This is a genomic window from Xanthomonas sp. BRIP62411 (genome assembly GCF_003993525.1).
Taxonomy (GTDB): Bacteria; Pseudomonadota; Gammaproteobacteria; order Xanthomonadales; family Xanthomonadaceae; genus Xanthomonas; species Xanthomonas euroxanthea.
The window spans coordinates 417,810-443,089 of record NZ_QEZI01000011.1; the positions used below are offsets into that span (position 1 = coordinate 417,810).

Sequence of the window (25,280 nt, forward strand, 5' to 3'; positions counted from 1 at the left end):
CCCACATGCCGAACGCCCTGCACGCTCCGCGTCTAGCCATCGTCCTGGTCGCTGCCCTGATGGTGGCGGCCTGCTCCCAATCCCAGGTGGAGTCCACCGATCATTCCGCCGGCGATGCCGGCCACGCCAGCGGCGAACATGGCTCCGGTTCGTCTGCCGGGCTGCCGACCGGGCGCGCCGAGGCCGGCGACAAGCTGGCGCATGCGAAGGGCAAGGCCACCGGCCAGAGCTGCATCGATTGCCATGGCGCCGACGGCAATGCTCCCATCGACCCCAGCTATCCCAAGCTCGGCGGCCAGTACGGCGACTACCTTGCGCACGCCTTGCAGGCCTACCGCAGCGGCGATCGCCAGCACCCGCTGATGACCGCACAGGCCACCGCGCTGAGCGATCAGGACATTGCCGATCTGGCCGCCTACTTTGGTGCGCGGCAGACGCAGCTGCGCGATCTGCACGGCGTCAACTGAGTTGCAGACGCGTCGGGTGCCCCGCGCACGTTGCGTCTCATTCGAGATGAAAAAGCACTTGCGCGAACATTAACAGGCCGCTATCATTTCGTTCTCAGTTTCGTGGGGCCATAGCTCAGCTGGGAGAGCGCCTGCATGGCATGCAGGAGGTCGGCGGTTCGATCCCGCCTGGCTCCACCAATCCTGGCTTAGGCCGCCAGGTAGACAAACTCAGGTTTTGATATGCGTCCCCATCGTCTAGAGGCCTAGGACACCACCCTTTCACGGTGGACACCGGGGTTCGAATCCCCGTGGGGACGCCAATCATCAGAAAGCCTCGGCATCGCCGGGGCTTTTTTTTGCGTGTTTTTCGGCATCGCTCGTGTGTCGTGGATCTGCACGCGGCCCACCTGCGGCATGTCGTCATGCGGATATTGAAGATGCAGCGGCAGCGTGTTGCCGCAATGCAAGCGGCCCCTTTGCTGATCCGCCGTCGGCTGCAGCGCAACTGCACGCATGCCGATGACCGCGAACGCGCACCCCTTGCTACGCGGGTCGATCACTTGCGCAAGGACTGTCGCACATGCCCAGCCTGCGGATAACCACGGCCACTGCATCGCTGCGCTCTAACCGATCAGACAATCCCCGCACAGCGACATCCAGCTCGATCAATCGGCGATGCTGGAACGCATCGCATACTTCCGTCTGCACACGCCGTGCTGACCCTGCCACCGGCAAATCGCTCAGCACATCTTTTTTTGCACGCACCACTTCCCAAGCGTCATCGATGTCGCTATGATTGCCGGCTCGCAGCATCGTGGGGCCATAGCTCAGCTGGGAGAGCGCCTGCATGGCATGCAGGAGGTCGGCGGTTCGATCCCGCCTGGCTCCACCAATATTCCCGACATAGGCCGTCTGGAATCTACAACCAGGTTTTGATACGCGTCCCCATCGTCTAGAGGCCTAGGACACCACCCTTTCACGGTGGACACCGGGGTTCGAATCCCCGTGGGGACGCCAATCATCAGAAAGCCTCGGCATTGCCGGGGCTTTTTTTTTTGCCTGATGCTGCTCAGCAGCCCCCCGCTTCACCGCACGCGATCGATAGCGACGCGACCACATATCGTTGAGCTGCCAGTTCAACGAGCCCATCGACTAAGGGCGCGGGGCGGTGTCGCTGCATCCACACGCACGCACCGCCGATCGACTGTGGAACGTGTGCACTCGATGACGCACCAACCGGCTTGCGCATCGAGCAACGTCCGCACAATGCCAGATTAGGTCTGGCCGACATCCAGCGCCTTGCGGCCTTCGTGGGTGAGATCGATATCGCCGTCTTCGGCCTGTGTCGCATAGCCGGCGCGCACCGCCCAGTTGGCCTCTTCGTCGGCCACCGGCTTGGTGTCGTGGATGTCGCGCAAAATGCGCAGCTGCTGCGAAGAATCAAAATCCATGGAAGCCACCTGCTTGAAAGAGCTATCCAAGGTACGCACCGCGCGTGATGGTTGCGTGCCTGCAGGCGCAAGGTGGCAGCGCTGTCTCATCTCGACCGCATTCTTCAGCAACTACGCGGCAGCGATGCGGGCCAGCGAACACGCTGCCATGCAAGCACGGCACGACGCTGCGCCGCCTGGCGCACACCATCGACACCTCCTCGCTCCACGCCTGACGGCACTGCGCAAGCGCGGCGATGCAATCACCAGCCTGCTCCGGCACGGCTGTCGAGCGCCAAAAAGAAAAGCCCCTCTGACTGTCGCCAGAAGGGCTCTGCTTGTACCGCTACATCCTGGTGCCGAAGGTGGGACTCGAACCCACACGCTTTTAAGGGCGGCGGATTTTGAGTCCGCTGCGTCTACCGATTCCGCCACTTCGGCGTGGCCGCGCAGTATAGCGAGTTGTGCATGAAACGAACAGTGTCAGAACGCGCCTGACGAATTCAGGTGCAAGCGGAGTCATCAGCGCCGCGGCGAAGCAGTGTCGATATACTGGCCGACTTAGGTGAAGGAGTAAGCAATGTCGGTGTTGCGTGGAGTTCGGGTGCTGGTGGTCGAGAACGACCAGATGAATGCCATGCTGCTCGACCTGCAGCTCGTCCAGGCCGGTGCCGTCGTGCTGGGTCCGGTCGGAGAGGTTGCACAGGCGCTGACGCTGATCAAGGCCGATGCGCCGGAAATCGCGGTGCTCGATTACCGTCTTGGCAACGGCGAGACCAGCGAGCCGGTCGCCCGACTGTTGTCGGAACTGGGGATTCCGTTCGTGCTGGCCACCGGTGTTGCCAGTGGAACCATCCCCGGCGGCTTCGAACGCGGCGTGATCCTGACCAAGCCTTACTTGTCCGAAGAGCTGATCAGCGCGCTGTCCAGGGCACGGCAGCTGAGCGGTGCCGCCAGCTGAGCGCGACCGCCTACCGGTGTGTCGCCAGCACGTGGCGCGGTCGATAGTTGGCACTCTTCGGTAACCAGTTGCGCCACTGCTGCGCTTAACGCAGGCCGTTCGCGCTGCCGTGCCGGTTGTCGCAAACCCCTCGCCTACAGCCCGCTTGCCACTAGAATCGTGCATCCAGGCATGATGGGCAGGTCACCCAATGGATAGCGTCGTGTCGCCGTTTGCCGGTCTGCTGCCGCAAACGTGCGAGATCGCCGGATTATTGTCGTCGTCCGCATGCGCCGCCGATCCGCTGCTGCGCGACAGCCAGGCGCTGCGGACGACCCTCTCGGTGTGCCTGCACGCGCAGGTTCCGATGCTGCTGGTCTGGGGCGACCAGTCGCGCTGCATCTACAACGATGCCTGCATCGCGCTGCTGGGCGAGCGCCACCCGGCAGCATTCGGCCAGCCATTGGCGGAACTTGCAGACACCACTGAAGCCGACCACCACGGTGCGCATCCGCATGCGGCATTGCCGCTGTCGGCGTGGTCGTGCAGCCCGATCCTGCAGGCCGGCGAACGTCTGGGCATGTTGTATGTCGCCGGCACGCCCGCCCCTGTTGCGACACGGATCCGTAGCGAGGCCGAGCCTGCAGCGGTGTCCACCGCGCTCGATCAGTCGCCGGCCTTCATGGCGGTGCTGCGTGGCCCCGGTTATATCGTCGAGAGCGCAAATCAGCGCTTCCACGACCTGGTCGGCCACCGTCCGTTGCTTGGCCGTCCATTGCTCGAGGCGATGCCGGAACTCGCCGACCAGGGCTATGTCGAGCTGCTCGATGAGGTGCGACGCAGCGGCCGTCCTTTCATCGGCGAATCGATGGCGGCCTATCTGCAGCGCAGGCCCGGCAGCGTGCTGGATCAGACCTTCGTGGATTTCCTGTATCAGCCCATGCGCGAGCGCGATGGCCGCATCGACGCGATCCTGGTGCACGGATTCGATGTCACCGAGCAACGCAACGTGGCCAGTCGCGACAGCTTCTTGCTGATGCTCGAAGACGCGCTGCAGAACGTCTCCGATCCGCGCCAGATCATCGATACCAGTGTGCGATTGCTGGGCGAACATCTGCAGGTCAATCGCTGTGCGTTTGGCCTGGCGGCGGCCGACGGCAGGACCATGCACGTGATCAGCGACCATGTGCAGGACATGCCGAGCCTGCAGGGCGATTTTCCGCTGGAAGTGGCACAGGGCTTGCGCGACGCCTTGCTGGAAAACCGCCCCTGGTTCACCACCGATGCGATGGCGCCCGGTGCACCGGACTATGTGTCCCAGCAGTACCGCCGCTCAGGCCTGCGCGCATCACTGGCGATTCCGCTGCACAAACACGGCCGCCTGGTCGCGGCCATCGGCGTGCATCAGCGCGCACCGCGGCGATGGTTGTCCACCGAGATCGAACTGGTCCGCCTGGTCGCTGCACGCTGCTGGGAGTCCATGCAACGCGCCAAGGCACAGCAGCAACTGGCCGCCAACGAAGCGCGGCTGCGCCGACTGGCCGACACGCTGCCGCAGATCATATTCATCGCCGACCGGGAGGGTCAGCCGCATTACTTCAATCGGCGCTGGTACGAATACACCGGACTGGATCCTTCAGACAACCAGACCGCTGCATGGCATCGGGCGCATACCGCCGATGGCCTGCGGGTGTCTTCGCAGGCCTGGGCGCTGGCAGTCGATGGCGAGCGCGCCTATGAAATGGAGTGCGAACTGCAACGCCACGATGGCCAGAGGCGCTGGCACCTGGCGCGCGCCCTGCCCGTGCGCGGCGACGACGGCAGCATCGGCGAGTGGATCGGCACCTACACCGACATCCATGACCGTCGTGCGTTCGAGCAACAGCTGCGCGAAAGCGAAGTGCGCTTCCGCGCCTTGTGCGAGACGGTGCCGGCAATGATCTGGATGGCCGATGCGCAGGGTGACTGCGTGTACTGGAATCCGCGCTGGTACCACTTCACCGGGCAGGCCGAAGACCAGGCGATGAATCAGGGCTGGTGGGATGTGATGCATCCCGACGATGCCGAGCGCGTACGCCATGCGTTCGGGCAGGCATTGGCGCAACGTGGCGAGTTCCTGGCCGAGTACCGGGTGCGTCGTCACGATGGGCAGTATCGCTGGTGCATCGATACCGCATCGCCGCACTTCGCCAGCGATGGACGTTTTCTCGGCCACATCGGTTCGCTGACCGATATCTCCGAACGCAAGCACATCGAAGATGCCACCGCCTCCGACCGCGCCATCCTGAGCCTGATCACCACCGGCGCACCGCTGCCGGTGGTGCTGGATGCCATCGCATCGAGTGTGGAAGCGCGTGGCGAGACGACCTTGTATTGCGCGGTGATGGTGCTCGATGAGGTACGAAAAACGCTGAGCTTCGGCTCGGCGCCGCATTTTCCGATCGAGTACCGCGGGCATTTCGAAGCCTCGCCGATCGGGCTGAACGGGCCGCCCTGCGCGCGCTCTGCCTACCTCGGGCAGCAGGTGATCTGCGAGGACATCCAGGCCGACCCCAGCTTCAGCGACCATCATGCGGTGTCGTCGGCACTGGGCATCGTCGCCTGCTGCGTGACGCCCATCCTGGACAGCAACGGTCAGGTGCTGGGCACGCTCAACATCTACTACGATCGTGCTCACCTGCCCTCGCTGCGCGAACAGGCAATGGCACGCTCTGCATCGCATCTGGCCGGCATCGTCATCGAGCGCACGCGCGTGGACGCCAAGCTCAAGCAATCGCTGCAAGCCGAGACCGCCGCACGCAGCCAGGCCGAGCATGCCAGCCGGGTCAAGGACGAGTTTCTGGCCACGCTCAGCCACGAATTGCGCACGCCACTCAATGCCATCCTCGGCTGGTCGCGGTTGATGCAGTCGGAGGTGTTCGATCCGGTCAATGTGGGCAAAGGCCTGATCATCATCGAGCGCAGTGCGCGTGCACAGACGCAGATCATCGACGACCTGCTCGACATGAGCGCGATCCTGTCGGGCAAGATCCGCCTGCAGGCAGAGCACTTCGATATCGCAGGACTGATGCGCAGCACGGTGGAACTGATGCAGCCGTCCGCACTGGCGCGCGACATCGCGCTGGAACTGGATGCGCCCGATGCAGGCGAACTGTGGTTCTTCGGCGATGCCGGGCGCCTGCAGCAGGTGCTGACCAATCTGCTCAGCAACGCACTCAAGTTCACCTCGCCCGGTGGCACGGTGCGGGTGGCGCTGGACATCGAGGACGAGCGGCTGCGGCTATGCGTGCAGGACACCGGCATCGGGATTGCAGCCGACTTCCTGCCGCACGTGTTCGACCGTTTTCGGCAGGCCGATGCCGGGACCACGCGCCGCGTCGGTGGGCTGGGGCTGGGCTTGTCGATCTCGCGTCAGTTGGTCGATCTGCACGGCGGCAGCCTGGGGGCATCCAGTGCAGGCGAAGGCAAGGGGGCGACCTTCACCATCGTGTTGCCGTTCCAGCACGGCGTCAGCGATCTGCGGCCGGCGGCGTCCGGGTCGCTGCAGGTCGGCCCGTTGCCGAGCGACTGCCTTGGACGCCTGGATGGCGTGCGCCTGTTGCTGGTCGACGACGACCAGGATTCGCGCGAGGCAGTGGTGCAGTTCCTGATGCTGGCCGGCGCGCAGGTGCAGGCGGCCGGCTCGGTGGAGGCAGCCGAACAATGCCTGGCAGAGGCACCCTTCGACGTGCTGGTCAGCGATATCGCCATGCCGATGCGCGACGGCTACGACCTGATCCGCACGGTGCGCTCCGGTCGCACCGACCTGCCACGGCATATCCCCGCGATCGCCCTCACCGCCTATGTGCGCGAAGAAGACCGCGACCGCGCCGTAGTGGCCGGATTCGATGCGCATATGGGCAAGCCGGTGGAGCCGCCCGGCCTGGTCGACCTGATCGAACGCCTGATCTTGCCGACGCGCGCGGTACGCAGCGAGGCGTGAGGTCGCCTGGAAACGGCTAATAAAACAGCGTGGTCAACTAGCGCTGTTTGCAACAAGACACACCGACCATCCCGACAGGTCCTTGCCCGCCCGCCGTCGCGGGACCTTACGCGGCATGGATGCCGCGTAAGAGCCTACAAGGACGTCCTTGCGGCGTGTCCTGCGAGGGTGGGCGGGCAAGGGCCCTGCAGCAAGGCCCCGGATCAGTCGCCTTACGACTGATCGTATCTGCATGGGCGCACCGCGGTGGTCGGAGGCCACGGACCCAGCAGCCAGTTGCAGATCAGCCTGCCCACGCACGCTCCAATCACAGCAGCAGACCCACCGCCTTGCGAGCGGGTCTATCTACACTGCCCAGCCATGCCAGCACAGCCGCCGGGCACGCCGGGTCAGCTGCGCTTGGCGCGTGCGAATGCGGCGGCCAGCGCGTTGTCGGCCGGCGGTGCAGTGATGCGTGGCTTGTTGTTGCCCTGTGCCGGGCCACGTCCACCGCCACCGTCGCGCCTGCCCTGCCCCGGGGCGCCGCTGCCGCGTTGATCGCGCGATTGGGCTGCGCCATCGGCCGGTGGAGGCGTGTCGGACAGACGGCAGGTCAGTGCGATGCGTTTGCGCGCCACGTCCACTTCCAGCACCTTGACCTTGACGATGTCGCCGGCCTTGACCACATCGCGCGGATCCTTGACGAAGGTATCCGACAACGCGGAGATGTGCACCAAGCCGTCCTGGTGCACGCCGATATCGACGAACGCACCGAATGCGGCCACGTTGCTGACCACGCCTTCGAGCACCATGCCGGGCTTGAGGTGCTTGATGTCCTCGATGCCTTCGGCGAACTGCGCGGCCTTGAACTCGGGACGCGGATCACGGCCGGGTTTTTCCAGCTCCTTGAGGATGTCGCGCACGGTCGGTACACCGAACTGTTCGTCGGTGAACAGCTCCGGCTTGAGTCCGCGCAGAAAGCTGCCGTCGCCCAGCAAGGCCTTGATCGGCTTGCCGGTGCTGCCGACGATGCGCTCGACCACCGGATAGGCTTCCGGGTGCACCGCCGAGACGTCCAGCGGCTCGTCGCCATCGGCGATGCGCAGGAAACCGGCGCATTGTTCGAAGGTCTTCTCGCCCAGACGCGGCACCTTGAGCAGGTCCTTGCGACGCTTGAACGGGCCGTTGTCGTCGCGATGGCGCACGATGTTTTCCGCCACCGTGCTCGACAGCCCGGACACCCGCGACAGCAACGCCGCCGAAGCGGTGTTGACGTACACGCCGACCGCGTTGACGCAGTCTTCCACGCGCGCTTCCAGCGCCTTGGCCAAGCGATACTGGTCCACGTCGTGCTGGTACTGGCCCACCCCGATCGCCTTGGGCTCGATCTTGACCAGCTCGGCCAGCGGGTCCTGCAGGCGGCGCGCGATCGACACCGCGCCGCGCAGCGACACGTCCAGGGTGGGGAACTCCTTGGCCGCGAATTCGGACGCCGAATACACCGACGCCCCCGCTTCGCTGACCACGATCTTCTGCAGCTTGCTCGCCCCGCACAGCGCGATCGCCTCACCAGCCAGCTTGTCGGTTTCGCGGCTGGCAGTGCCGTTGCCGATCGCGATCAGCTCCACGTTGTGCTGCAGGCACAGCTTCTTGATCGTCTGCAGCGACTGGTCCCATTGCCGCTTGGGCTCATGCGGATAGATCGTCTCGGTGGCCACCAGCTTGCCGGTGGCATCGACCACGGCGATCTTGCAGCCGGTGCGGATACCGGGGTCCAGCCCTAGCACCACGCGCGGGCCGGCCGGCGCGGCCAGCATCAGGTCCTTGAGATTGTCGCCGAACACGGCGATCGCCTCGGCCTCGGCCTTTTCGCGCGCCTGGTTGAACAGGTCCAGCAGCAGATGCATGTGCAGCTTGGCGCGCCAGGTCAGCCGGCAGGCATCCAGCAACCAGCGGTCGGCCGGGCGGTTCTGGTTGGAGATGCCGGCGTTGCGCGCCACACGCCCTTCGGCGTACTGATGGCCGGCCTCGGCATCGTTGCCCGGCTCCAGGTCCAGGTACAGGAACTCCTCGCGGCGCGCGCGAAACAGCGCCAACAGGCGGTGCGAGGGAATCCTGGACAGCGCTTCGGCGTGATCGAAGTAATCGCGGTACTTGGCGCCGGCCTCTTCCTTGCCCTCGGCAACGCGCGCGCGGATCACGCCGTTGTCGTTCAACCAGCCGCGCAGCTCGCCCACCAGGGCGGCGTCCTCGCCCCAGCGCTCCATCAGGATGGCGCGCGCGCCTTCCAGTGCCGCCTTGATATCGGCCACGCCCTTGTCTGCATCGATGAACGCAGCAGCAGCGACTTCCGGCGCCTGGTTCGGGTCGGCCAGCAGGCCATCGGCCAGCGGTTCCAGGCCGGCTTCGCGCGCGATCTGCGCGCGGGTGCGGCGCTTGGGCTTGTAAGGCAGGTACAGATCTTCCAGCCGCGACTTGGTGTCGGCCGCCACGATCTCACCGCGCAATTCGTCGCTGAGCTTGCCCTGCTCGCCAATGCTGGCCAGGATCGCCGCGCGCCGTTCTTCCAGCTCGCGCAGATAGGTCAGGCGCGTTTCCAGATTGCGCAGTTGCGTATCGTCCAGCCCGCCGGTGACTTCCTTGCGGTAGCGGGCAATGAACGGAACGCTGGCGCCTTCGTCGAGAAGGGCGATGGCGGCGCGCGCCTGGGCGGGTTGGGCACCGATCTCGTCGGCGATGGTGCGAGCGATCTGCTGGGCAAGCTGGCTATCGTGCATGGCGGCGCGGCCAAAGCCGCTTCACTGAAAAAAGCATTTTCGCAGTGCTGGCCCGCCGCGGGAACCCGTTGACAGGATCACCGTAAACCTGTGCCGGCGCACACTGAAGTGGCTGCCCAGGCTTGAAGTAGCTGGCTGGATGTCACGACGTCTCAGCGCGGGCGTGGCTGCATGCTGCAGCCCGGAGCGATACCTGCTGGTGCAGGGCTCCCGGTACGCCCGTCAGCCTGTACGCGGCGGCGCCCGGTTGGCCGCGCTCAGCTGGCGCGACCGGCGTAGTGGGTGGCAGCGCGCTCGACCAAGATGCTCTCGTGCAGCGACTCCAGCGCCATCACGCGGATCTTGCCGACGTCCTTCAGCGGCACCATGCGCTCGACATAGATCTCCGGCCCGGCGTCGGTCATTGCACGCGACTTGCTGAACCCGTAAGGCACAACACCCTTGTCGCCATCTTTGCTGCCACCGACATACAGAACGATCGACATGCCCACACCCTCGTTAACAACTGTGACTACGTTAGTGGCGCGAGCATAACGACCGTGCCGTGAGGAGCTTTCCACGCACGTTAACGCCGGCTGTTTGCCGTTTGGTGACCGCCGCACCCGGGCCTGCGCCTGCACGACCGCTTCACCCGGCCTGCCCGTCCAATTGCGCTCCGCCCGCACGTACGACACCGCATGGACCTCAAAAGTGGTTACCCGTTCTGGTCAATCCGCAACGGGCTGATGCGCGCCTACCCGCGTCTGGAGCAGGACATCCAGTGCGAAGTCGCCATCGTCGGTGGCGGTGTCACCGCCGCCTTGATCGCACACGAACTGCTCAAGCACGGGCACGAAGTGGTGGTGGTCGAGCAGCGCGAGATCGGCTGGGGCAGTACGTCGGCCAGCACTGCCTTGCTGCAGTACGAAATCGATACGCCGATGATCGCGCTGGCCAACCACTACGGCATGCCGGCCGCCGCGCTGGCATACGGGGCATGCGCGCAAGCCATCCTCGACCTGCAAGGCCTTTGCAATACGTTGGGCGGCTGCGACTTCAGCCGTCAGGACAGTCTCTACTATGCGAGCCGGTCACGGGATCTCAACGACCTGCGCAGCGAACTGGATACGCGAAGAACCCACAAGCTTCCGGTGGAATGGATCGAGCGCGCACCCTTGTGGCACAACTACGGCGTGCGCTCGGAGGGCGCCATCCTCAGCCGCCTGGCCGCCGGCGTCGACCCGTACCGGCTGTGCTACCGCCTGTTTGCAGAAGGCGAGCAATACGGCGCGCGCATCTACGACCGCACCACAATTGCCGCCATCACACCCTATGACCAGCACGTTCAATTGCGCACCCAGGAGGGGGTCACGCTGCGCGCCCGGCACGTCATCCTGGCCGCGGGTTATGGAAACCAGCAGTGGCTGTCGCAGCGGGTGGCACGCAACCGCAGCAGCTACGCATTCGTGACCGATCCCCTGCACGACAGCGACATGGGCGCGCTCAAGCACACCATGATGTGGGAAACTGCGCGGCCCTATCTCTACCTGCGCAGCACGCCGGATGGACGCGTGGTGGCCGGCGGCGAAGACGACAGCGTCGATCTTCCCGCGCGTCGCGATGCGCGTGTCATGAGCAAGTTGAAAACGCTGCTGAAGAAAATCCACCAGACGATGCCGGATATCACCTTGCGCCCGGTATTTGCCTGGGGCGGCACCTTTGCCGAAACCGCCGATGGATTGCCGTTCTTCGGCACGCATCCCGAACATGGGCCGCGGGTGTCGTTCGCCATGGCCTATGGCGGCAACGGCATCACCTATAGCGCCATCGGTGCGGGGTTACTGCGCGTACAACTGGAAGGCAGGCCTCACCCGTTGTCGGACCTGTTCGGTTTCTCGCGCTTGCGCTGAGCCCCCCATGGCCACCAGCCGTGGCCATGCAGCGCATATCCGTCGGCCGCCCGTTCCAGCGGATTGCGAACGTGGATGCCCCCGCACAGGAAATACACCGGCAGAAACAGCGGGCCGAGCAGCATGTACTGGTAGACATGGGCCCGCTCATGATCGCCCAGGCGTACCGGCGGGTGCCGGCAAAGCCCGGCGGCATGCGCATAGGTGCTGCATTGCAGGTCGAGCGAGGCGCCCTTGAGCAGGATCACATTGCCCAGCGTCATCGCCCCGCCCGGCCCCCATGGCCAGGCATGGAACACGACTGCGAGTTCCGCACCGGACCAGCGCGGACGCGCGCCGAAGCAGCAGCCCGTGGCACCGATCGCAAGACCGAGCACGGTGTTGGGCAGCGTCCACACCGCGCCGAGCACATGCAACGCGGACCACCCGCGCCGGCCGGGCGTCAGTCGGCCTGGTTGGGAATCAGCAGCCACAGGATCAGATAGACCAGGATGCCGGGAAACGCCGCCGAGGCGATCGACACGATCACGAACAGCACGCGCAGCAGCGTGGAACTCCAGCCGAACCGGCGGGCGATGCCGCCGACGACGCCGGCGATCATGCGATCGTTGAGGGAACGGGACAATGCGGTGGTCGTGGCCATGGAAGGCTCCTTCGAACGTGGCGCCCAGTCTAGAAAGCGCAGCGACAGCGCGTCGTGATGGCTGCAGCGTCCGGTCTCACGTGCAGCGCAACGCGAACTCGCCTCACGCGTTGCCGCCCCGCTCCTGCAACCAACGGTGGATCGCCACCGGCACCTCGCGCTGCGCGCGCCCGGAGACATAGATGCCGATATGCCCGCCACGGAAACTCAGCTCGGTGTAGTCGTCGCTGCCGACCAGGCCACGCAATGCACGCGAGGCATCCGGCGGCACCAGATGATCGTGCTCGGCATAGATGTTGAGCACCGGCATGTCCACCGCCTGCAGATCGACCGCCTCCCCGCCGATGTGCACCTGCCCGGTCACCAGGCCATTGCGCTGATAGAACTGGGTGACGAACTCGCGGAAGGCCTCGCCGGCCAGGTCGGGCGAATCAAAGATCCACTTTTCCATGCGCAGGAAATCTTCCAGTGCCTGCTTGTCGTCGAGGATGTCGAGCAAGCCGACGTATTTCTGCAGATTCAGGCGGAACGGCTTGAGCATCAGGTAACTAGCGTTCATCAGATCCGCCGGCACGTTGCCCATGGTGTCCACGAACAGATCCACATCGACCATGCGCGCCCAGTTGGAGAGCATGTTGTCGGGGGTGTGGAAATCCACCGGCGTGACCATGGTGATCAGGTTGCGCACCTTCGGCCGCTGCAGCGCCGCATAGCACAGCGCAAACGTGCCGCCCTGGCAGATGCCGAGCACATCGACCGCCTCCAGCCCCGACTGCGCACGCAAGTGGTCCACCGCGCCATCGATGTAACGCAGCAGATAGTCCTCCAGCGTGAGGTAACGCTCGGAGCGGTCCGGGTAGCCCCAGTCCAGCACGTAGACGTCCTGGCCGTGGCCCAGCAGGCCCTTGACCAGCGAGCGGTCGGCCTGCAGGTCGACCATGTAGGGGCGGTTGACCAGCGCATAGACGATCAGCAGCGGCGTCCTGGCCACCGGCGCCTGCTCGCCGACAAAGCGGTATAGCACCACCTTGCCGTCGCGCCAGATTTCCTCGCGCTCGGTCACCCCGTAATCCACGTCTTCCACGCCGGGCAGCAACTTGAGCCCCTCGCGCAGCTTGCGCTGCATCGACAGGGTTTCCTGCATCAGGTCTTCGGCGCTGAATCCCAACGGGCCTTTCATGCCTGCGCTCCCCGTGGCTTGCGTGCGGCCGGCGTGCCGGGGGATGTGCCGCCGGAACGCCTGGAGGTGTTTTTCGACACCTTCGTGTCTTTCGTGTCTTTGGCCGGGGCGGTCTTCGCCGGCGATTTCCTGGCGGCCGGCGGCTGGGTCGCAGCGTCCGCCCTGGCTGCCGGGGCGCGCTTGGCCGTGGCCGGCGCAACCGGGTCAGCCGCCGCTGCAGCGGGCTTGCCGGCCGGGCTGGCCGCGGTGCGCAGCAGGCGCCGCACCGCACGTTCCAGCTCGGCGATGCGGCGGTGCGCGGCGTCCATCTCCGAACGCGTGGGCATCCCGAAACGTTCGCTCAGCTGCTCCACCTCTTCCTGCAGCGCGGCGCGCAAGCGCATATGCGCATTGGCAAAGCCGCCGTACACCTCGCGAAACTGGTCGGATAGCGCGACGTCGGCATACGACTCTTCGGCAGCCTCGATCCACAGGTCGAACAAGGCACGCGCGCTGGTCAGCTGACTGCCGCTGCTTTCGTGCTCGCCCAGCTTGGAGGCAAACCGCCCGAATGCCTGCTCGATGGCCGACTTGAGTTGTTCGCCATAGGCCTGCGACTGCGCCTGGTATTCCTGCTGCGCACGGGCCAGCGTCTGCAGGCGCGCCTGGTGATTGCGGTTCAGGCCGAACGCCGGCATGTCCAGCCACGGCGCGTTTTCCTCCCGCCACTTTGCCAGGGCCTGCGCGGCGTCCTGCAGCCACGGGTCGAAGCCGCCCGGGCTGCCGCCACGCAGCGAGCCCAGCGTCCATTGCATCAGCTGCTCGCCCTGCCCCTGCACGGCGCGCCGCCAGGCCTCGGAGACCTCGTTGGCCGAGGTGTCGCGCCCGGCAAACTGCGCGGCCACCTGCTGCATGGTGCCGAACCAGTCGCCGGCCTGATGACGAAAGCGGTCGATCGCCTCCTGCGCCTGCGGTGCGGCCTGGGTGGGCAGCAGCTGCGACCACCAGTCCATCGCCTTGCGCCAATCCTGCGGTGGCTCGGTGCCCGGCCCCATGCCGGGAACGGCGCCGGGCTGCGCAGCGGCGCCGGATTGGCCGTGGCGCATGGCATCTCCCCAGGCGCTCCAGTACTGGCGCGCCTTGTCTTCGAAGTTGCCGTTGTCCGAACCGCTGGTTGCCATGATCCCTTCCCGTGACTGTCCACCAGCCATCCTACCGCGTGCGCCCGGCTATACCGGTCAGGGTTTGGGAATCCGCAACGTCTTGCTGATCATCAGCGAGCCGGACACCGCAAACAGCAGCACCAACGGGTGGAACTGCCACGGCCCGAGCTGCCATTGGCCCCACCACAAGGTCTGGCCGATATGGCCACTGCTGGCGGCCACCGCCAGCAGGATCACCAGCAGCAGGCTGGTGGGAATCGGTGTGCCTTCGAAGTACGGCACCTTGTCGGCCTCGCCGGCGATCTCTTCGGCGGTGACGTTGTAGCGCGCCAGCCGGCTCACGCCGCAGCAGACGAAATAGCTCAGCACCAGCCAATCCCAGCCGCCGCGCATGCCGCAGGCATAGCCCAGTGCCGCAGGCGCCACCCCGAACGAGATCACGTCGGCCAGTGAATCCAGCTCGCGGCCCAGGGTCGAGGACGCCTTGCGCCAGCGCGCCACGTGGCCGTCCAGCGCATCGAACACGAATGCCAGCGGGATCAGCGCCATGCCCAGCAGCAGGTCGCCGCGATGGCCTTCCTGCAGGAAGCGCATCGACGCAAACACCGCGCCGGTGCCGCAGAAGGCGTTGGCCAGGGTGAACCAGTCCGCCAGTTGGAAATCGCGCAGCATCGAGAAATGGCGTTTCATGCGGAACCTGAGAAGTGCAAGGCGCAAAGGGTAACGCGCGCACGCCATGCAGGCGACCGTTTCGCGCCATGGGCTAGTCTGGCGGTCGACGCGGCCAGCCCGGCCGGGCCCGATCAATGACGAGGACAGCATGAAGCGCAGCATCCTGATCACCGGCGCAGGCAGCGGCATCGGCGCCGGTATCGCCACCGAGCTGGCTGCCGGCGGCCACCACTTGATCGTCAGCGACATGGACCTGGCGGCGGCCGAACGCACGGCGCAGGGCCTGCGCGCGACCGGCGGTTCGGCCGAAGCGCTGGCGCTGGACGTCACCGATGAGCACAGCATCGCGCAGGCATTGGCATGCGCGACGCGTGCGCCGCAGGTGCTGGTCAACAATGCCGGGCTGCAGCAGGTGTCGGCGCTGGAGGACTTCCCGATGCAGCGTTGGGCCTTGCTGGTGGATGTGATGCTGACCGGTGCCGCCCGGCTCGGCCGCGCGGTACTGCCCGGCATGCGTGCGGCCGGCTACGGGCGCATCGTCAATATCGGCAGCATCCACTCGCTGGTCGCGAGTCCTTACAAGAGTGCGTATGTCGCCGCCAAGCACGGCCTGGTCGGCCTGGCCAAGGTCATCGCCCTGGAGACCGCCGACTGCGACATCACCGTCAACACGCTGTGCCCGAGCTACGTGCGCACCCCGCTGGTGGAGCGCCAGATCGCCGACCAGGCGCGCACGCGCGGCATCGCCGAAGAGGCGGTGATCCGCGATGTGATGCTCAAGCCGATGCCAAAGGGCGCCTTCATCGACTACGACGAACTCGCCGGCACGGTCGCGTTCCTGATGTCGCATGCCGCGCGCAACATCACCGGGCAGGCGATCGCCATCGACGGCGGCTGGACCGCGCAGTAAACACGGCTGGCGAAATTTTCACCAGCCGACGTGGCGGCCTTGCGCCGCAAGGCGCGCGCGCAGTTGTCCACAGACTTGCGCAGGATCCATCCACAGCGGGTGTGGAGAAGTGGGTGGAGACGAATGCGACCGGCATGTCGGCGCGTCGTGCAACGCTCGCCTGCGCCTGCGCTCGCCAACCTTGTCCTGCATGCATTGCCGTCACTGACCGAACTACACGGTCTAGGGAAGAAACAGTGCGCAGGCGCAGGAAGACACCGGCGGCCATCCGGCTGCGGCCGCGCTCGCCTGACGACTGCACCTGACTGGATCGCCACTCAGACGCGCGAGTACGTCCACGACTGCATGCGCCCGTCGCGATACGGCATCACGCCATGAAACGGGCGCGGGTCGCCATCGAAGACCAGCGGCAGGAAATTGCGGTCGCCCTCCCACATCGGCACCTGGTCCATGCGGTCGATCGCCACCCATTCCAGCGTGCCTTCCGGGTTGGAGGCCTGAGGCTCGCCTTCGAAGCTGTGGATCAGGAACACGAAACCCAGCCAGTCCTCGCCATGCTTGCCGAATCCCGGCCAGCTGATGGTGCCGCGCAGTTGCATGTCGCCGCACTCCACACCGGCCTCTTCGCGAATTTCGCGGCGCATGCCGGCCAGCACGTCTTCATCCGGCTCCACCTTGCCGCCGAGCCCGTTGTACTTGCCCAGATGCTGATCGCCGGGGCGGGCATTGCGATGGATCATCAGGACCTGGGTGCCGTCGGGCGACAACAGGTAACCGAGCGTGGCGACGATGGGGGTATAGGGCATGGCGGGCGATCTGACATCGAGCGCATCAGTATGACCGATGCCGCCCAAGCGGCGTGGCGCAGACTCAGCCGGCCGCGGCCTGCGCACCGGGGCGCGGTGGCGCCACGTACTCGGCATCCAGGCGCAAGGTGGCCACGCCATGGCCGCGCTCGGCCAGATAGTCCAGCCACTTGCCCAGGAAGGTGTTCATGCGCATGCGGTGGCTGATCAGCTCGGCCGGCGGCGGGAACAGTCCCATCACGTCCTGCCAGCGACGGCCGACATAGCAATGGGTGGTCTCGGCCTGGCGGGCATCGCGGTATAGCCGCACATAGGCCGACGGGTCCGGCTCGCCGGTCACCGGGTCGCACAGGTCGTAGGTCAGCCGCAGCTCGACCGTGTAGCGGTGGCATTCGATCACGTCCAGACGCAGATCCAGGCCATCGCCGATCGAGGACACGTAGGAGCCAGGAGCGAGGTCGGCCGGTGCGAACAACCGGGTCAGGTGCTGGAAGTTTTCTGCGTACAAGCCCATCAGCCAGCCGAACCGGCTCAACTTGGGGATGCGTTCGAGTTTACTCAGTGCTTGCGCCATGAACCGATCCTACACGCTGCGCTGCCGCACGGGCAGCATTGACGACCGGCCACCGGCAGGCCTACCTTGGCGGAGCACTGCCCCGCCCGCTGTGTTTCCTTGACGCTTGCCGACAAACCCTAATTACCCCACGACAAACCGGGATCCTGAACGCGCTACGCAGCGCCCTAATCCCCAATCCCGCCACACCCATCCCCGCCTCAAAACATCTCGCGTTGCAGCCCCAGCGTGGACAACACCTTGCTGGAAATCTCCTCGATCGAGGTATTGGTGGTGCTCAATGTCGGAATGCGCTCCATCTGGAACATGCGCTCGGCGGTGGCCACCTCGCGCCGGCAGGTCTCCGCCGCGCTGTAGCGTGAATTGGCACGCCGCTCCTGGCGGATCTGCTGCAACCGCTCCGGGTCGATGGTCAGGCCGAACAGCTTGCTGCGGTAGTTGCGCAGGCGCGGCGGCAGGCGCTCGTTTTCCAGGTCTTCCTCGGTCAACGGATAGTTGGCGGCGCGGATGCCGTAATGCAATGCCAGGTAGATGCAGGTCGGCGTCTTGCCGGCGCGCGACACCGCCACCAGGATCACGTCGGCCTCGTCGTAATTGAGTGCGATGCCGTCATCGTGGCTCAGCGCAAAGTTCATCGCGTTGATGCGGCGGTGATAGGTCTCGAAATCCACCATGCCGTGCGCACGCCCCACCCGCGAATGCCGCGGCGCATTGAGCTCGCGCTCCAGCGGTTCGATGAAGGGCGCGAACACGTCCAGCATCAGGGCGCCGCTTTCGGCCAGGATCATGCTCAGTTGGGGGTCGACGCAGGAATTAACCACCACCGGGCGCACCTGGTACCGCTCGCCTGCCGCGCGCACGCGCAACGCCGCATCGCGCGCTTTTTCTGCATCATCAATGAACGACATGCGGTCGGTGACGAAGTTGAATCCGCTGAACTGCGTGAGCAGGCTATGCCCAATCGTTTCAGCGGTGATACCGGTTCCATCGGAGACGTAGAACACCGGCCGAATTGTTGACATCAAGACCACCTCTTTGAACTGGTGTCCAAAACTTACGGGTTCATGCTTGTGCAGATTCCGCTGTGCACTGCATCATAGCGGCTTCTTCCTACGGACGCGGCCATCCAGCCCGCTCGGGCGATGGCCATACGGAGCATCGCGCTTGAACGAGAATATCCTGTGGTTGCATGAGCTACGCCTGGCCGATCTGGCCCGCGTAGGCGGTAAGAATTCCTCGCTCGGCGAGATGATCGGCAACCTGGCCGGGCTTGGCGTTTCGGTTCCCGGTGGATATGCGACCACTGCCGAAGCTTTCAAGGACTTCATTGCGCATAACGATCTGTCCAAGCGCATCTTCGACAAGCTTGCAACGCTGGACGTCGAAGATGTTGGTGCCCTCACCATCGCCGGCAAGGAAATCCGCGGCTGGGTGATCGATGCGCCGCTGCAACCGGAACTGGACCGCGACATCCGCACCGCCTACGCACAGCTGTGCGCGGAAAACGGTGGCGGCGAGGTGGCCGTGGCGGTGCGTTCGTCGGCCACCGCCGAAGATCTGCCCGATGCCTCGTTCGCCGGTCAGCAGGAAACCTTCCTCAATGTCACCGGCGCCGACGATGTCGTGCACAAGGTCAAGGAAGTGTTCGCCAGCCTCTACAACGATCGTGCGATCGCCTATCGCGTGCATCATGGCTTCAAGCACGAAGACGTGTTCCTGTCGGCCGGCGTGCAGTTGATGGTGCGCTCGGGCGTGGGTGCGGCCGGCGTGTTGTTCACCCTGGACACCGAATCGGGCTTCCGCGATGTGGTGTTCGTCACCTCCAGCTTCGGCCTGGGCGAGATGGTCGTGCAGGGCGCGGTCAACCCGGACGAGTTCTATGTCTACAAGCCCACGCTGACTGCGGGCAAGCCGGCAATCCTGCGCCGCTCGCTCGGCAGCAAGGCGATCCGCATGGTCTATTCGGACGTGCCCGGCGAGCGCGTGCGTACCGAAGACACGCCGGTGGAACTGCGCAGCACCTTCTCGATCAGCGACGAAGACGTGCAGGAGCTCTCCAAGCAGGCACTGGTGATCGAAAAGCATTACGGCCGCCCGATGGATATCGAGTGGGCCAAGGACGGTGTCAGCGGCAAGCTGTTCATCGTGCAGGCGCGCCCGGAGACCGTGAAATCGCGCAGCCATGCCACCCAGATCGAGCGTTTCTCGCTGGAAGCCAAGGACGCCAAGGTCCTGGTCGAGGGCCGTGCGGTGGGCGCCAAGATCGGCAGCGGCGTGGCCCGCGTGGTGCGTTCGCTGGACGACATGAATCGCGTGCAGGCCGGCGACGTGTTGATCGCCGACATGACCGATCCGGATTGGGAGCCGGTGATGAAGCGGGCCTCGGCCATCGTCACCAACCGTGGCGGCCGCACCTGCCACGCGGCGATCATCGCGCGCGAACTCGGCGTGCCGGCCGTGGTCGGTTCGGGCAACGCCACCGACGTGATCAGCGACGGCCAGGAAGTGACGGTCAGCTGCGCCGAAGGCGATACCGGCTTCATCTACGACGGCCTGCTGCCGTTCGAGCGCACCACCACCGACCTGGGCAACATGCCGCCTGCCCCGCTCAAGATCATGATGAACGTGGCCAATCCCGAGCGCGCGTTCGACTTCGGCCAGCTGCCCAACGCCGGCATCGGCCTGGCACGCCTGGAAATGATCATTGCCGCGCATATCGGCATCCATCCCAACGCGCTGCTGGAGTACGACAAGCAGGACGCCGACGTCCGCAAGAAGATCGACGCCAAGACCGCCGGCTACGGCGATCCGGCGAGCTTCTACGTCAATCGCCTGGCCGAGGGCATCGCGACGCTGACCGCCTCGGTGGCGCCGAACACGGTGATCGTGCGCCTGTCGGACTTCAAGTCCAACGAGTACGCCAACCTGATCGGCGGCACGCGCTACGAGCCGCATGAAGAGAACCCGATGATCGGCTTCCGTGGCGCCAGCCGCTACGTCGACCCGTCCTTCACCAAGGCCTTCTCGCTGGAGTGCAAGGCGGTGCTGAAGGTGCGCAACGAGATGGGCCTGGACAACCTCTGGGTGATGATCCCGTTCGTGCGTACGCTGGAAGAAGGCCGCAAGGTGATCGAGGTGCTGGAGCAGAACGGGCTCAAGCAGGGCGAGAACGGTCTGAAGATCATCATGATGTGCGAGCTGCCGTCCAACGCACTGTTGGCCGATGAATTCCTGGAGATCTTCGACGGTTTCTCGATCGGCTCCAACGACCTGACCCAGCTGACCCTGGGCCTGGACCGCGATTCGTCGATCGTGGCGCATCTGTTCGACGAGCGGAATCCGGCGGTCAAGAAGCTGCTGTCGATGGCGATCAAGTCCGCGCGCGCCAAGGGCAAGTACGTGGGCATCTGCGGCCAGGGGCCGTCGGATCACCCGGAGCTGGCCGAGTGGCTGATGCAGGAAGGCATCGAGTCGGTGTCGCTGAATCCTGACACCGTGGTCGATACCTGGCTGCGTCTGGCCAAGCTGAAGAGCGAGAGCTGATGGGTATGCTGGGTGCAGTGGCGGGGGCGGCGGGAGCCGTCGCCGCAAGGCCGGTGGCGGCCAAGGCGGCGGAGCCGGCGTTCAACTGGGCAAACATCCCGTGGGCGCAGTACGTGCTCAACTGGGGACTGGCCCTGCTGATCGTGGTGGTCGGCATGTGGCTGGCCAAGCAACTCAGCCAGTGGCTGCACCGTGCGCTGACCCGCGCGCGCGTGGAGATCACGCTGACCAACTTCCTGCGCAATGTGCTCTATGCGTTGTTGCTGGTGCTGGTCTTCGTCACTGCGTTGAGCAAGATCGGTGTGCCGCCGACCTCGCTGATTGCAGTGCTGGGTGCAGCCGGCCTGGCGGTTGGTCTGGCGTTGAAGGATTCGCTGTCCAATATCGCTGCAGGCGTGATGCTGATCGTGCTGCGGCCGATGCGCGATGGCGACCACGTGGTGATTGCCGGCCAGGAGGGCATCGTCGACGAGATCCGGATCTTCCAGACGCGGATCCGTTCGTTCGACGAGCGCATGATTACCCTGCCCAACAGCACGATCACCACCTCGCCGATCGTCAACTACAGCACCCTGCCCAACCGGCGCCTGGAAGTGACGGTGGGCGTGGGCTACGGCGACGATCTGAAAAAAGCCCAGCAGCTGTTGCTGCAGATTGCCAAGGACAATCCGAACCTGCTTGAGTCGCCGGCACCGTTCGTGCAGGTCACCAACCTGGGCGAAAGCACGGTGGACCTGATGTTGTTCGCCTATGCGACCAACGGCAATTTCGGCGCAGCCAAGAGCACCACGCTGGAACAGATCCGCAACCAGCTGCTGGAAAACGGGCTCAATATCCCGTATCCGCAGCGCGACCTGCACGTCTATCACCACGATGCCGACGGCAAGCCGATCTCCGACCTGTTGCTGAAGGGCATCGCCGACGATGGCGACCTGAGCAAGGGACCGTCGCTGGCACGCTGACGCGCTGGATGGCGTGACGCAAAAGCAAAAGGCCGCATCGAAGGATGCGGCCTTTTTGCTGGATGCGCTGGCACCGTGTGCGTCTGGCTACGCAGTCAGCGGCGAACCGCGCGCGCTGCTCGGCGCACGCAGGTCGCAACTGGACACCGTCAACACGCCACGCCCACCGCGTGCAACACCGCAGCCAGCACTCAGCCCTGCGCCTTTGCCTGGGAATCGCCACCCAACGCGCCCATGAACTGGCGGTAGTGACGCAGCTCGTCGATCGAATCGCGCACATCGCTCAGGGCGGTGTGGGCCGAGCTCTTGGCAACCCCATTGGCCACCGTCGGTGCCCACCGCCGTGCCAGCTCCTTGATGGTGGACACGTCCAGGTTGCGGTAATGGAAGTAGCGCTCCAGGCGCGACATCTGGCGGTGCAGGAAGCGGCGATCCTGGCAGATCGAGTTGCCGCACATCGGCGAGGCGCCGGCGCGGATCCACTCGCCCAGGAAGGCCACCGTCTGCGCTTCGGCCTGGGCATGGGTGACCTGGCTGTCGAGCACACGCTGCCACAGGCCCGAACGGCGGTGCTGGTTGCGGTTCCATTCGTCCATGGCTTCCAGCGTTGCCAGCGGATGGGCGATGGCCAGTTCCGGCCCTTCGGCAAGCACGTTCAACTGCGCATCGGTCACGATGGTGGCGATCTCGATGATGGAATCGCGATCGGTATCCAGGCCGGTCATTTCCAGATCGATCCAGATCAGTCGGTCGTTGCCTGCAAGGGTGTCTGCCATGTCGCCGTCCTGTGGAGGGCCGTCGCCGGCCAGATGCTGAAGGGCGCGCATCATACCGCGGCCACGCCGCTCAGGGCGCGAGGGGCGGCTTGCCACGCTTGGCCCTGAAGTAATTGGTCAGCCGCAGCCCCGCCTCGGCGGCCAGAACGCCACCGCTGACCTGCACGCGGTGGTTGTGGCGCGGGTCGGCGGGCAGATCGAACACACTGCCGCAGGCGCCGGTCTTGGGGTCGCTGGCAGCGAACACCACCCGCGCGATACGCGCATGGATCATCGCCATTGCGCACATCGCGCACGGCTCCAGCGTGACATACAGCGTGCAGCCGATCAGCCGATGGTTGGCCAGGCGGCGGCCGCCTTCGCGCATGGCCATGATCTCGGCATGCGCGCTGGGATCGTGGCTGGCGATATTGAAGTTCCAGCCTTCGCCCAGCACGTTGCCCTGCGCATCGACCAGCAGCGCGCCGACCGGGATCTCGTCAAAGTCGCGTTCGGCACGCTCGGCCAGCTGCAGGGCGCGTTGCATCCACTGCCGGTCGATAAGCGCCTGCGCCGCGTCGACCGACGTCTCCACCGGCATGCTCACGCGGCGCTGCCGCCCTGGCGATCCAGGAAGGCGGCGAACGCGGCGACGGTGGCTTCGCTGACATGGTGCTCGATGCCTTCGGCGTCGCGGCGCGCGGTGGCCTCGTCGATGCCCAGCGCGAGCAGGAAGCGTTCGACGATCTGATGGCGCTGCCGGCTGGACGCGGCCAGCGCCTCGCCGGCCGGGGTCAGGAACACCCCGCGGTAGGGGCGCTGCACCACCCAGCCGTCGCGCACCAGCCGCTTGAGCATCTTGGCCACGGTCGGCTGGGCCACGCCCAGGCGCGCGGCGATATCGACCTGGCGCGCCTCACCGGCGTCGACCAGCAGATCGGAGATCAGCTCCACGTAGTCCTCGACCAGCTCGGCGCGACGCGCCTCGCGCACCTGACGGAAGCTCTCCATGTGCACCTGCGCGTCGATCAGCGCCGGCGCGGCTGCTTCCAGCTTTTCGCTCTTGCCCACCCTCATCCCCGTCATCACGTCCGGCGCCAGTGCCGGGATGCGTAGTTTGAAGCACGCAGCCGATCATTACGATTTAAATTGCCAATGCTCAACAGCATAGCAGCTGCTATATCATCCATATGACCCTAGCCAGCCTGCCCCGCATGTCCGCCGATCTCCGTCCCAACGCAGCCCTGCCCCTCCCCTCGCCGGCAGCGGCCAATGGCGGGCTGGGCGACCACCACGCCAGCGTCGCCGTACCCAAAGGCGGCCACTGGTGGTTCCGGCTGCTGGCGTTTCTGGGCCCGGGCTACATGGTGTCGGTGGGGTACATGGACCCGGGCAACTGGGCCACCGACCTGGCCGGTGGCTCGCAGTTCGGCTATCTGCTGCTGTCGGTGATCCTGCTGTCCAACCTGATGGCGATCGTGCTGCAGAGCCTGTCGGCACGGCTGGGCATCGCCACCGGGCTGGATCTGGCACAGGCCTGCCGGGCGCGTTACCCGCGCGGGGTGAACCTGGCGCTGTGGGGCGTCTGCGAACTGGCGATCATCGCCTGCGACCTGGCCGAAGTGATCGGTACCGCCATCGCGTTGAAGCTGTTGTTCGGCATTCCGCTGACCGTGGGCGCCATCATCACCGCGGTGGACGTGGTGCTGGTGTTGCTGCTGATGAACCGCGGTTTCCGCGCGCTGGAAGCGTTCGTGATCGCGCTGCTGTTGATCATCTTCGTGTGCTTCGGCATCCAGATCGCGCTGGCGGCACCACCGATCGCAGCCGTGCTGGGCGGCTTCATTCCGCATGCGCGAGTGGTCACCGACCCGCATGCGCTGTATCTGGCGATCGGCATCATCGGTGCGACGGTGATGCCGCATAACCTGTACCTGCATTCGTCGATCGTGCAGACGCGTGCGTACCCGCGTACCGATGTGGGCCGCAAGTCGGCGCTGCGCTGGGCGGTGACCGACAGCACCGTGGCGTTGATGTTCGCGCTGTTCATCAATGCCTCGATCCTGATCCTGGCGGCGGCGGTGTTTCATGCGCAGGGCCGTACCGATGTGCAGGAGATCGAACAGGCCCATGCCCTGCTCGCACCGATGCTCGGCGTGGGCCTGGCATCGACGCTGTTTGCCGTCGCGCTGCTGGCTTCCGGCGTCAATTCCACCGTCACTGCCACGCTGGCCGGGCAGATCGTGATGGAAGGCTTCCTGCAATTGCGCTTGCCGCCGTGGCTGCGCCGTCTGCTGACGCGTGGCATCGCCATCGTGCCGGTGGTGATCGTGACCTGGCTGTATGGCGAGGCCGGCACCGCGCGGCTATTGGTGCTGAGCCAGGTGGTGTTGTCGATGCAGCTGCCGTTTGCGGTGATCCCGCTGGTGCGCTTCGTGTCCGACCGTGCGTTGATGGGCGCGCTGGTGGCACCGCCCTGGCTGGTGCGCATCGCCTGGGTCATTGCGACGGTGATCGTCGGCCTGAACCTGAAACTGCTCTGGGATACCGCGCTGCAGTGATCCATCCAAGCGACCCGCCGCGGTGATCCGCCCGTGCGGTCGAGGCTGATGCGCTGGCGGCGCCTCGCAGATACCGAATGCACAAC

The 25,280-nt window shown here is 65.5% G+C and carries 23 protein-coding genes and 5 tRNA genes; 12 read left to right on the forward strand and 16 right to left on the reverse strand.

Annotated elements, in window-relative coordinates:
• Positions 1-5: 5 nt before the first annotated feature.
• The 3 genes from EO139_RS09915 to EO139_RS09925 all read left to right on the forward strand — a co-directional run bounded on the left by EO139_RS09915 (position 6) and on the right by EO139_RS09925 (position 769).
• The gene (locus EO139_RS09915) at positions 6-467 is read left to right on the forward strand and encodes a cytochrome c (RefSeq protein WP_164739041.1); all 462 of its coding nucleotides are present in this window, start codon (positions 6-8) and stop codon (positions 465-467) included.
• A 104-nt stretch (positions 468-571) separates the two neighbouring features.
• A tRNA-Ala gene (locus tag EO139_RS09920) sits at positions 572-647 on the forward strand.
• A 46-nt stretch (positions 648-693) separates the two neighbouring features.
• Positions 694-769: transfer RNA gene (locus tag EO139_RS09925), tRNA-Glu, on the forward strand.
• Between the two features lie 223 nt (positions 770-992).
• Here EO139_RS09925 and EO139_RS09930 read toward each other — a convergent pair.
• Positions 993-1,298, reverse strand: a complete 306-nt coding sequence (locus tag EO139_RS09930; RefSeq protein WP_126970374.1) for a hypothetical protein — start codon at positions 1,296-1,298, stop codon at positions 993-995.
• On the opposite strand from EO139_RS09930, the gene EO139_RS09935 reads away from it, so the two are divergent.
• Together EO139_RS09935 and EO139_RS09940 are read left to right on the forward strand one after the other, a co-directional pair.
• Positions 1,266-1,341, forward strand: a tRNA-Ala gene (locus EO139_RS09935). The genes EO139_RS09930 and EO139_RS09935 overlap by 33 nt on opposite strands.
• Positions 1,342-1,390: 49 nt before the next feature.
• A tRNA-Glu gene (locus tag EO139_RS09940) sits at positions 1,391-1,466 on the forward strand.
• 257 nt (positions 1,467-1,723) lie between these two features.
• On the opposite strand, the gene EO139_RS09945 is transcribed toward EO139_RS09940, so the two are convergent.
• Together EO139_RS09945 and EO139_RS09950 are read right to left on the reverse strand one after the other, a co-directional pair.
• Positions 1,724-1,900: a hypothetical protein gene (locus tag EO139_RS09945; RefSeq protein WP_102252013.1), complete on the reverse strand. Its 177-nt coding sequence runs from the start codon at positions 1,898-1,900 to the stop codon at positions 1,724-1,726.
• Positions 1,901-2,233: 333 nt separating this feature from the next.
• Positions 2,234-2,320, reverse strand: a tRNA-Leu gene (locus EO139_RS09950).
• A gap of 139 nt (positions 2,321-2,459) precedes the next feature.
• Here EO139_RS09950 and EO139_RS09955 point away from each other — a divergent pair.
• Positions 2,460-2,840, forward strand: a complete 381-nt coding sequence (locus tag EO139_RS09955) for a response regulator (protein ID WP_104582548.1) — start codon at positions 2,460-2,462, stop codon at positions 2,838-2,840.
• Between the two features lie 190 nt (positions 2,841-3,030).
• Positions 3,031-6,801, forward strand: a complete 3,771-nt coding sequence (locus EO139_RS09960) for a PAS domain S-box protein (RefSeq protein ID WP_126970376.1) — start codon at positions 3,031-3,033, stop codon at positions 6,799-6,801.
• 389 nt (positions 6,802-7,190) lie between these two features.
• Here EO139_RS09960 and EO139_RS09965 read toward each other — a convergent pair whose 3' ends face one another.
• Together EO139_RS09965 and EO139_RS09970 are read right to left on the reverse strand one after the other, a co-directional pair.
• Positions 7,191-9,557 carry a Tex family protein gene (locus tag EO139_RS09965; protein ID WP_126970378.1) on the reverse strand — a complete coding sequence of 789 codons (2,367 nt, stop codon included), beginning with the start codon at positions 9,555-9,557 and terminating at the stop codon, positions 7,191-7,193.
• A gap of 257 nt (positions 9,558-9,814) precedes the next feature.
• The gene (locus EO139_RS09970; RefSeq protein ID WP_016904406.1) at positions 9,815-10,042 is read right to left on the reverse strand and encodes a hypothetical protein; all 228 of its coding nucleotides are present in this window, start codon (positions 10,040-10,042) and stop codon (positions 9,815-9,817) included.
• A gap of 192 nt (positions 10,043-10,234) precedes the next feature.
• Between EO139_RS09970 and EO139_RS09975 the strand changes: the two genes are divergently transcribed.
• A complete protein-coding gene (locus tag EO139_RS09975; RefSeq protein ID WP_126970380.1) occupies positions 10,235-11,446 on the forward strand; it encodes an FAD-dependent oxidoreductase in 1,212 nt (403 codons plus the stop codon).
• Here EO139_RS09975 and EO139_RS09980 read toward each other — a convergent pair.
• From EO139_RS09980 to EO139_RS10000, 5 genes are all read right to left on the reverse strand, one after another.
• Positions 11,404-11,892 carry a hypothetical protein gene (locus EO139_RS09980; RefSeq protein WP_164739810.1) on the reverse strand — a complete coding sequence of 163 codons (489 nt, stop codon included), beginning with the start codon at positions 11,890-11,892 and terminating at the stop codon, positions 11,404-11,406. The genes EO139_RS09975 and EO139_RS09980 overlap by 43 nt on opposite strands.
• Positions 11,889-12,089: a PspC domain-containing protein gene (locus EO139_RS09985; protein ID WP_016904409.1), complete on the reverse strand. Its 201-nt coding sequence runs from the start codon at positions 12,087-12,089 to the stop codon at positions 11,889-11,891. The genes EO139_RS09980 and EO139_RS09985 overlap by 4 nt, the downstream gene beginning before the upstream one ends.
• 103 nt (positions 12,090-12,192) lie before the next feature.
• Entirely contained in the window at positions 12,193-13,269 is a 1,077-nt protein-coding gene (locus EO139_RS09990) for a class III poly(R)-hydroxyalkanoic acid synthase subunit PhaC (protein WP_126947820.1), read from the reverse strand.
• Positions 13,266-14,432: a class III poly(R)-hydroxyalkanoic acid synthase subunit PhaE gene (gene phaE / locus EO139_RS09995; protein WP_126970496.1), complete on the reverse strand. Its 1,167-nt coding sequence runs from the start codon at positions 14,430-14,432 to the stop codon at positions 13,266-13,268. The genes EO139_RS09990 and phaE overlap by 4 nt, the downstream gene beginning before the upstream one ends.
• A gap of 54 nt (positions 14,433-14,486) precedes the next feature.
• Entirely contained in the window at positions 14,487-15,149 is a 663-nt protein-coding gene (locus tag EO139_RS10000) for a CDP-alcohol phosphatidyltransferase family protein (RefSeq protein ID WP_180497015.1), read from the reverse strand.
• An 82-nt stretch (positions 15,150-15,231) separates the two neighbouring features.
• On the opposite strand from EO139_RS10000, the gene EO139_RS10005 reads away from it, so the two are divergent.
• Positions 15,232-15,993, forward strand: coding sequence for a 3-hydroxybutyrate dehydrogenase (locus EO139_RS10005; protein WP_126970384.1), 762 nt, complete (start codon positions 15,232-15,234; stop codon positions 15,991-15,993).
• Positions 15,994-16,310: 317 nt separating this feature from the next.
• Here EO139_RS10005 and EO139_RS10010 read toward each other — a convergent pair whose 3' ends face one another.
• The 3 genes from EO139_RS10010 to EO139_RS10020 form a co-directional block, all read right to left on the reverse strand.
• Entirely contained in the window at positions 16,311-16,799 is a 489-nt protein-coding gene (locus EO139_RS10010; protein WP_104582543.1) for an 8-oxo-dGTP diphosphatase, read from the reverse strand.
• Between the two features lie 64 nt (positions 16,800-16,863).
• Positions 16,864-17,373 carry a DUF1249 domain-containing protein gene (locus tag EO139_RS10015; RefSeq protein ID WP_104582542.1) on the reverse strand — a complete coding sequence of 170 codons (510 nt, stop codon included), beginning with the start codon at positions 17,371-17,373 and terminating at the stop codon, positions 16,864-16,866.
• Between the two features lie 200 nt (positions 17,374-17,573).
• Positions 17,574-18,395 carry a pyruvate, water dikinase regulatory protein gene (locus EO139_RS10020; RefSeq protein ID WP_024939184.1) on the reverse strand — a complete coding sequence of 274 codons (822 nt, stop codon included), beginning with the start codon at positions 18,393-18,395 and terminating at the stop codon, positions 17,574-17,576.
• A 142-nt stretch (positions 18,396-18,537) separates the two neighbouring features.
• Here EO139_RS10020 and ppsA point away from each other — a divergent pair, with 142 nt between their 5' ends.
• Both ppsA and EO139_RS10030 read left to right on the forward strand, forming a co-directional pair.
• A complete protein-coding gene (ppsA, locus tag EO139_RS10025) occupies positions 18,538-20,916 on the forward strand; it encodes a phosphoenolpyruvate synthase (protein WP_126970386.1) in 2,379 nt (792 codons plus the stop codon).
• Positions 20,916-21,878, forward strand: a complete 963-nt coding sequence (locus tag EO139_RS10030) for a mechanosensitive ion channel family protein (RefSeq protein ID WP_126970388.1) — start codon at positions 20,916-20,918, stop codon at positions 21,876-21,878. Before ppsA ends, EO139_RS10030 begins: the two co-directional genes overlap by 1 nt.
• Positions 21,879-22,069: 191 nt before the next feature.
• On the opposite strand, the gene orn is transcribed toward EO139_RS10030, so the two are convergent.
• From orn to mntR, 3 genes are all read right to left on the reverse strand, one after another.
• On the reverse strand, positions 22,070-22,654 hold the full coding sequence (gene orn, locus EO139_RS10035; protein ID WP_126942116.1) for an oligoribonuclease: 585 nt from the start codon (positions 22,652-22,654) through the stop codon (positions 22,070-22,072).
• 70 nt (positions 22,655-22,724) lie between these two features.
• The gene (gene tadA, locus EO139_RS10040) at positions 22,725-23,234 is read right to left on the reverse strand and encodes a tRNA adenosine(34) deaminase TadA (RefSeq protein WP_119131894.1); all 510 of its coding nucleotides are present in this window, start codon (positions 23,232-23,234) and stop codon (positions 22,725-22,727) included.
• Positions 23,235-23,236: 2 nt separating this feature from the next.
• Entirely contained in the window at positions 23,237-23,704 is a 468-nt protein-coding gene (gene mntR / locus EO139_RS10045; protein WP_126970499.1) for a manganese-binding transcriptional regulator MntR, read from the reverse strand.
• 143 nt (positions 23,705-23,847) lie between these two features.
• On the opposite strand from mntR, the gene EO139_RS10050 reads away from it, so the two are divergent.
• Positions 23,848-25,194, forward strand: a complete 1,347-nt coding sequence (locus EO139_RS10050; protein ID WP_126970390.1) for an Nramp family divalent metal transporter — start codon at positions 23,848-23,850, stop codon at positions 25,192-25,194.
• The last annotated feature ends 86 nt before the right edge of the window (positions 25,195-25,280 follow it).

Excerpts from the sequence above, each read along its gene's own strand:
- EO139_RS09955 (WP_104582548.1), top strand. The coding sequence starts at position 2,460 with ATGTCGGTGTTGCGTGGAGTTCGGGTGCTGGTGGTCGAGAACGACCAG.
- EO139_RS09970 (WP_016904406.1), bottom strand. The coding sequence starts at position 10,042 with ATGTCGATCGTTCTGTATGTCGGTGGCAGCAAAGATGGCGACAAGGGT.
- tadA (WP_119131894.1), bottom strand. The coding sequence starts at position 23,234 with ATGCCGGTGGAGACGTCGGTCGACGCGGCGCAGGCGCTTATCGACCGG.
- EO139_RS09990 (WP_126947820.1), bottom strand. The coding sequence starts at position 13,269 with ATGAAAGGCCCGTTGGGATTCAGCGCCGAAGACCTGATGCAGGAAACC.
- EO139_RS09960 (WP_126970376.1), top strand. The coding sequence starts at position 3,031 with ATGGATAGCGTCGTGTCGCCGTTTGCCGGTCTGCTGCCGCAAACGTGC.
- EO139_RS09985 (WP_016904409.1), bottom strand. The coding sequence starts at position 12,089 with ATGGCCACGACCACCGCATTGTCCCGTTCCCTCAACGATCGCATGATC.
- EO139_RS09965 (WP_126970378.1), bottom strand. The coding sequence starts at position 9,557 with ATGCACGATAGCCAGCTTGCCCAGCAGATCGCTCGCACCATCGCCGAC.
- EO139_RS10010 (WP_104582543.1), bottom strand. The coding sequence starts at position 16,799 with ATGCCCTATACCCCCATCGTCGCCACGCTCGGTTACCTGTTGTCGCCC.
- EO139_RS10005 (WP_126970384.1), top strand. The coding sequence starts at position 15,232 with ATGAAGCGCAGCATCCTGATCACCGGCGCAGGCAGCGGCATCGGCGCC.
- EO139_RS09975 (WP_126970380.1), top strand. The coding sequence starts at position 10,235 with ATGGACCTCAAAAGTGGTTACCCGTTCTGGTCAATCCGCAACGGGCTG.
- EO139_RS09945 (WP_102252013.1), bottom strand. The coding sequence starts at position 1,900 with ATGGATTTTGATTCTTCGCAGCAGCTGCGCATTTTGCGCGACATCCAC.
- EO139_RS10000 (WP_180497015.1), bottom strand. The coding sequence starts at position 15,149 with ATGGCGTGCGCGCGTTACCCTTTGCGCCTTGCACTTCTCAGGTTCCGC.
- EO139_RS10020 (WP_024939184.1), bottom strand. The coding sequence starts at position 18,395 with ATGTCAACAATTCGGCCGGTGTTCTACGTCTCCGATGGAACCGGTATC.
- EO139_RS10030 (WP_126970388.1), top strand. The coding sequence starts at position 20,916 with ATGGGTATGCTGGGTGCAGTGGCGGGGGCGGCGGGAGCCGTCGCCGCA.
- EO139_RS09930 (WP_126970374.1), bottom strand. The coding sequence starts at position 1,298 with ATGCAGGCGCTCTCCCAGCTGAGCTATGGCCCCACGATGCTGCGAGCC.
- EO139_RS10050 (WP_126970390.1), top strand. The coding sequence starts at position 23,848 with ATGTCCGCCGATCTCCGTCCCAACGCAGCCCTGCCCCTCCCCTCGCCG.
- EO139_RS10015 (WP_104582542.1), bottom strand. The coding sequence starts at position 17,373 with ATGGCGCAAGCACTGAGTAAACTCGAACGCATCCCCAAGTTGAGCCGG.
- EO139_RS09915 (WP_164739041.1), top strand. The coding sequence starts at position 6 with ATGCCGAACGCCCTGCACGCTCCGCGTCTAGCCATCGTCCTGGTCGCT.
- orn (WP_126942116.1), bottom strand. The coding sequence starts at position 22,654 with ATGGCAGACACCCTTGCAGGCAACGACCGACTGATCTGGATCGATCTG.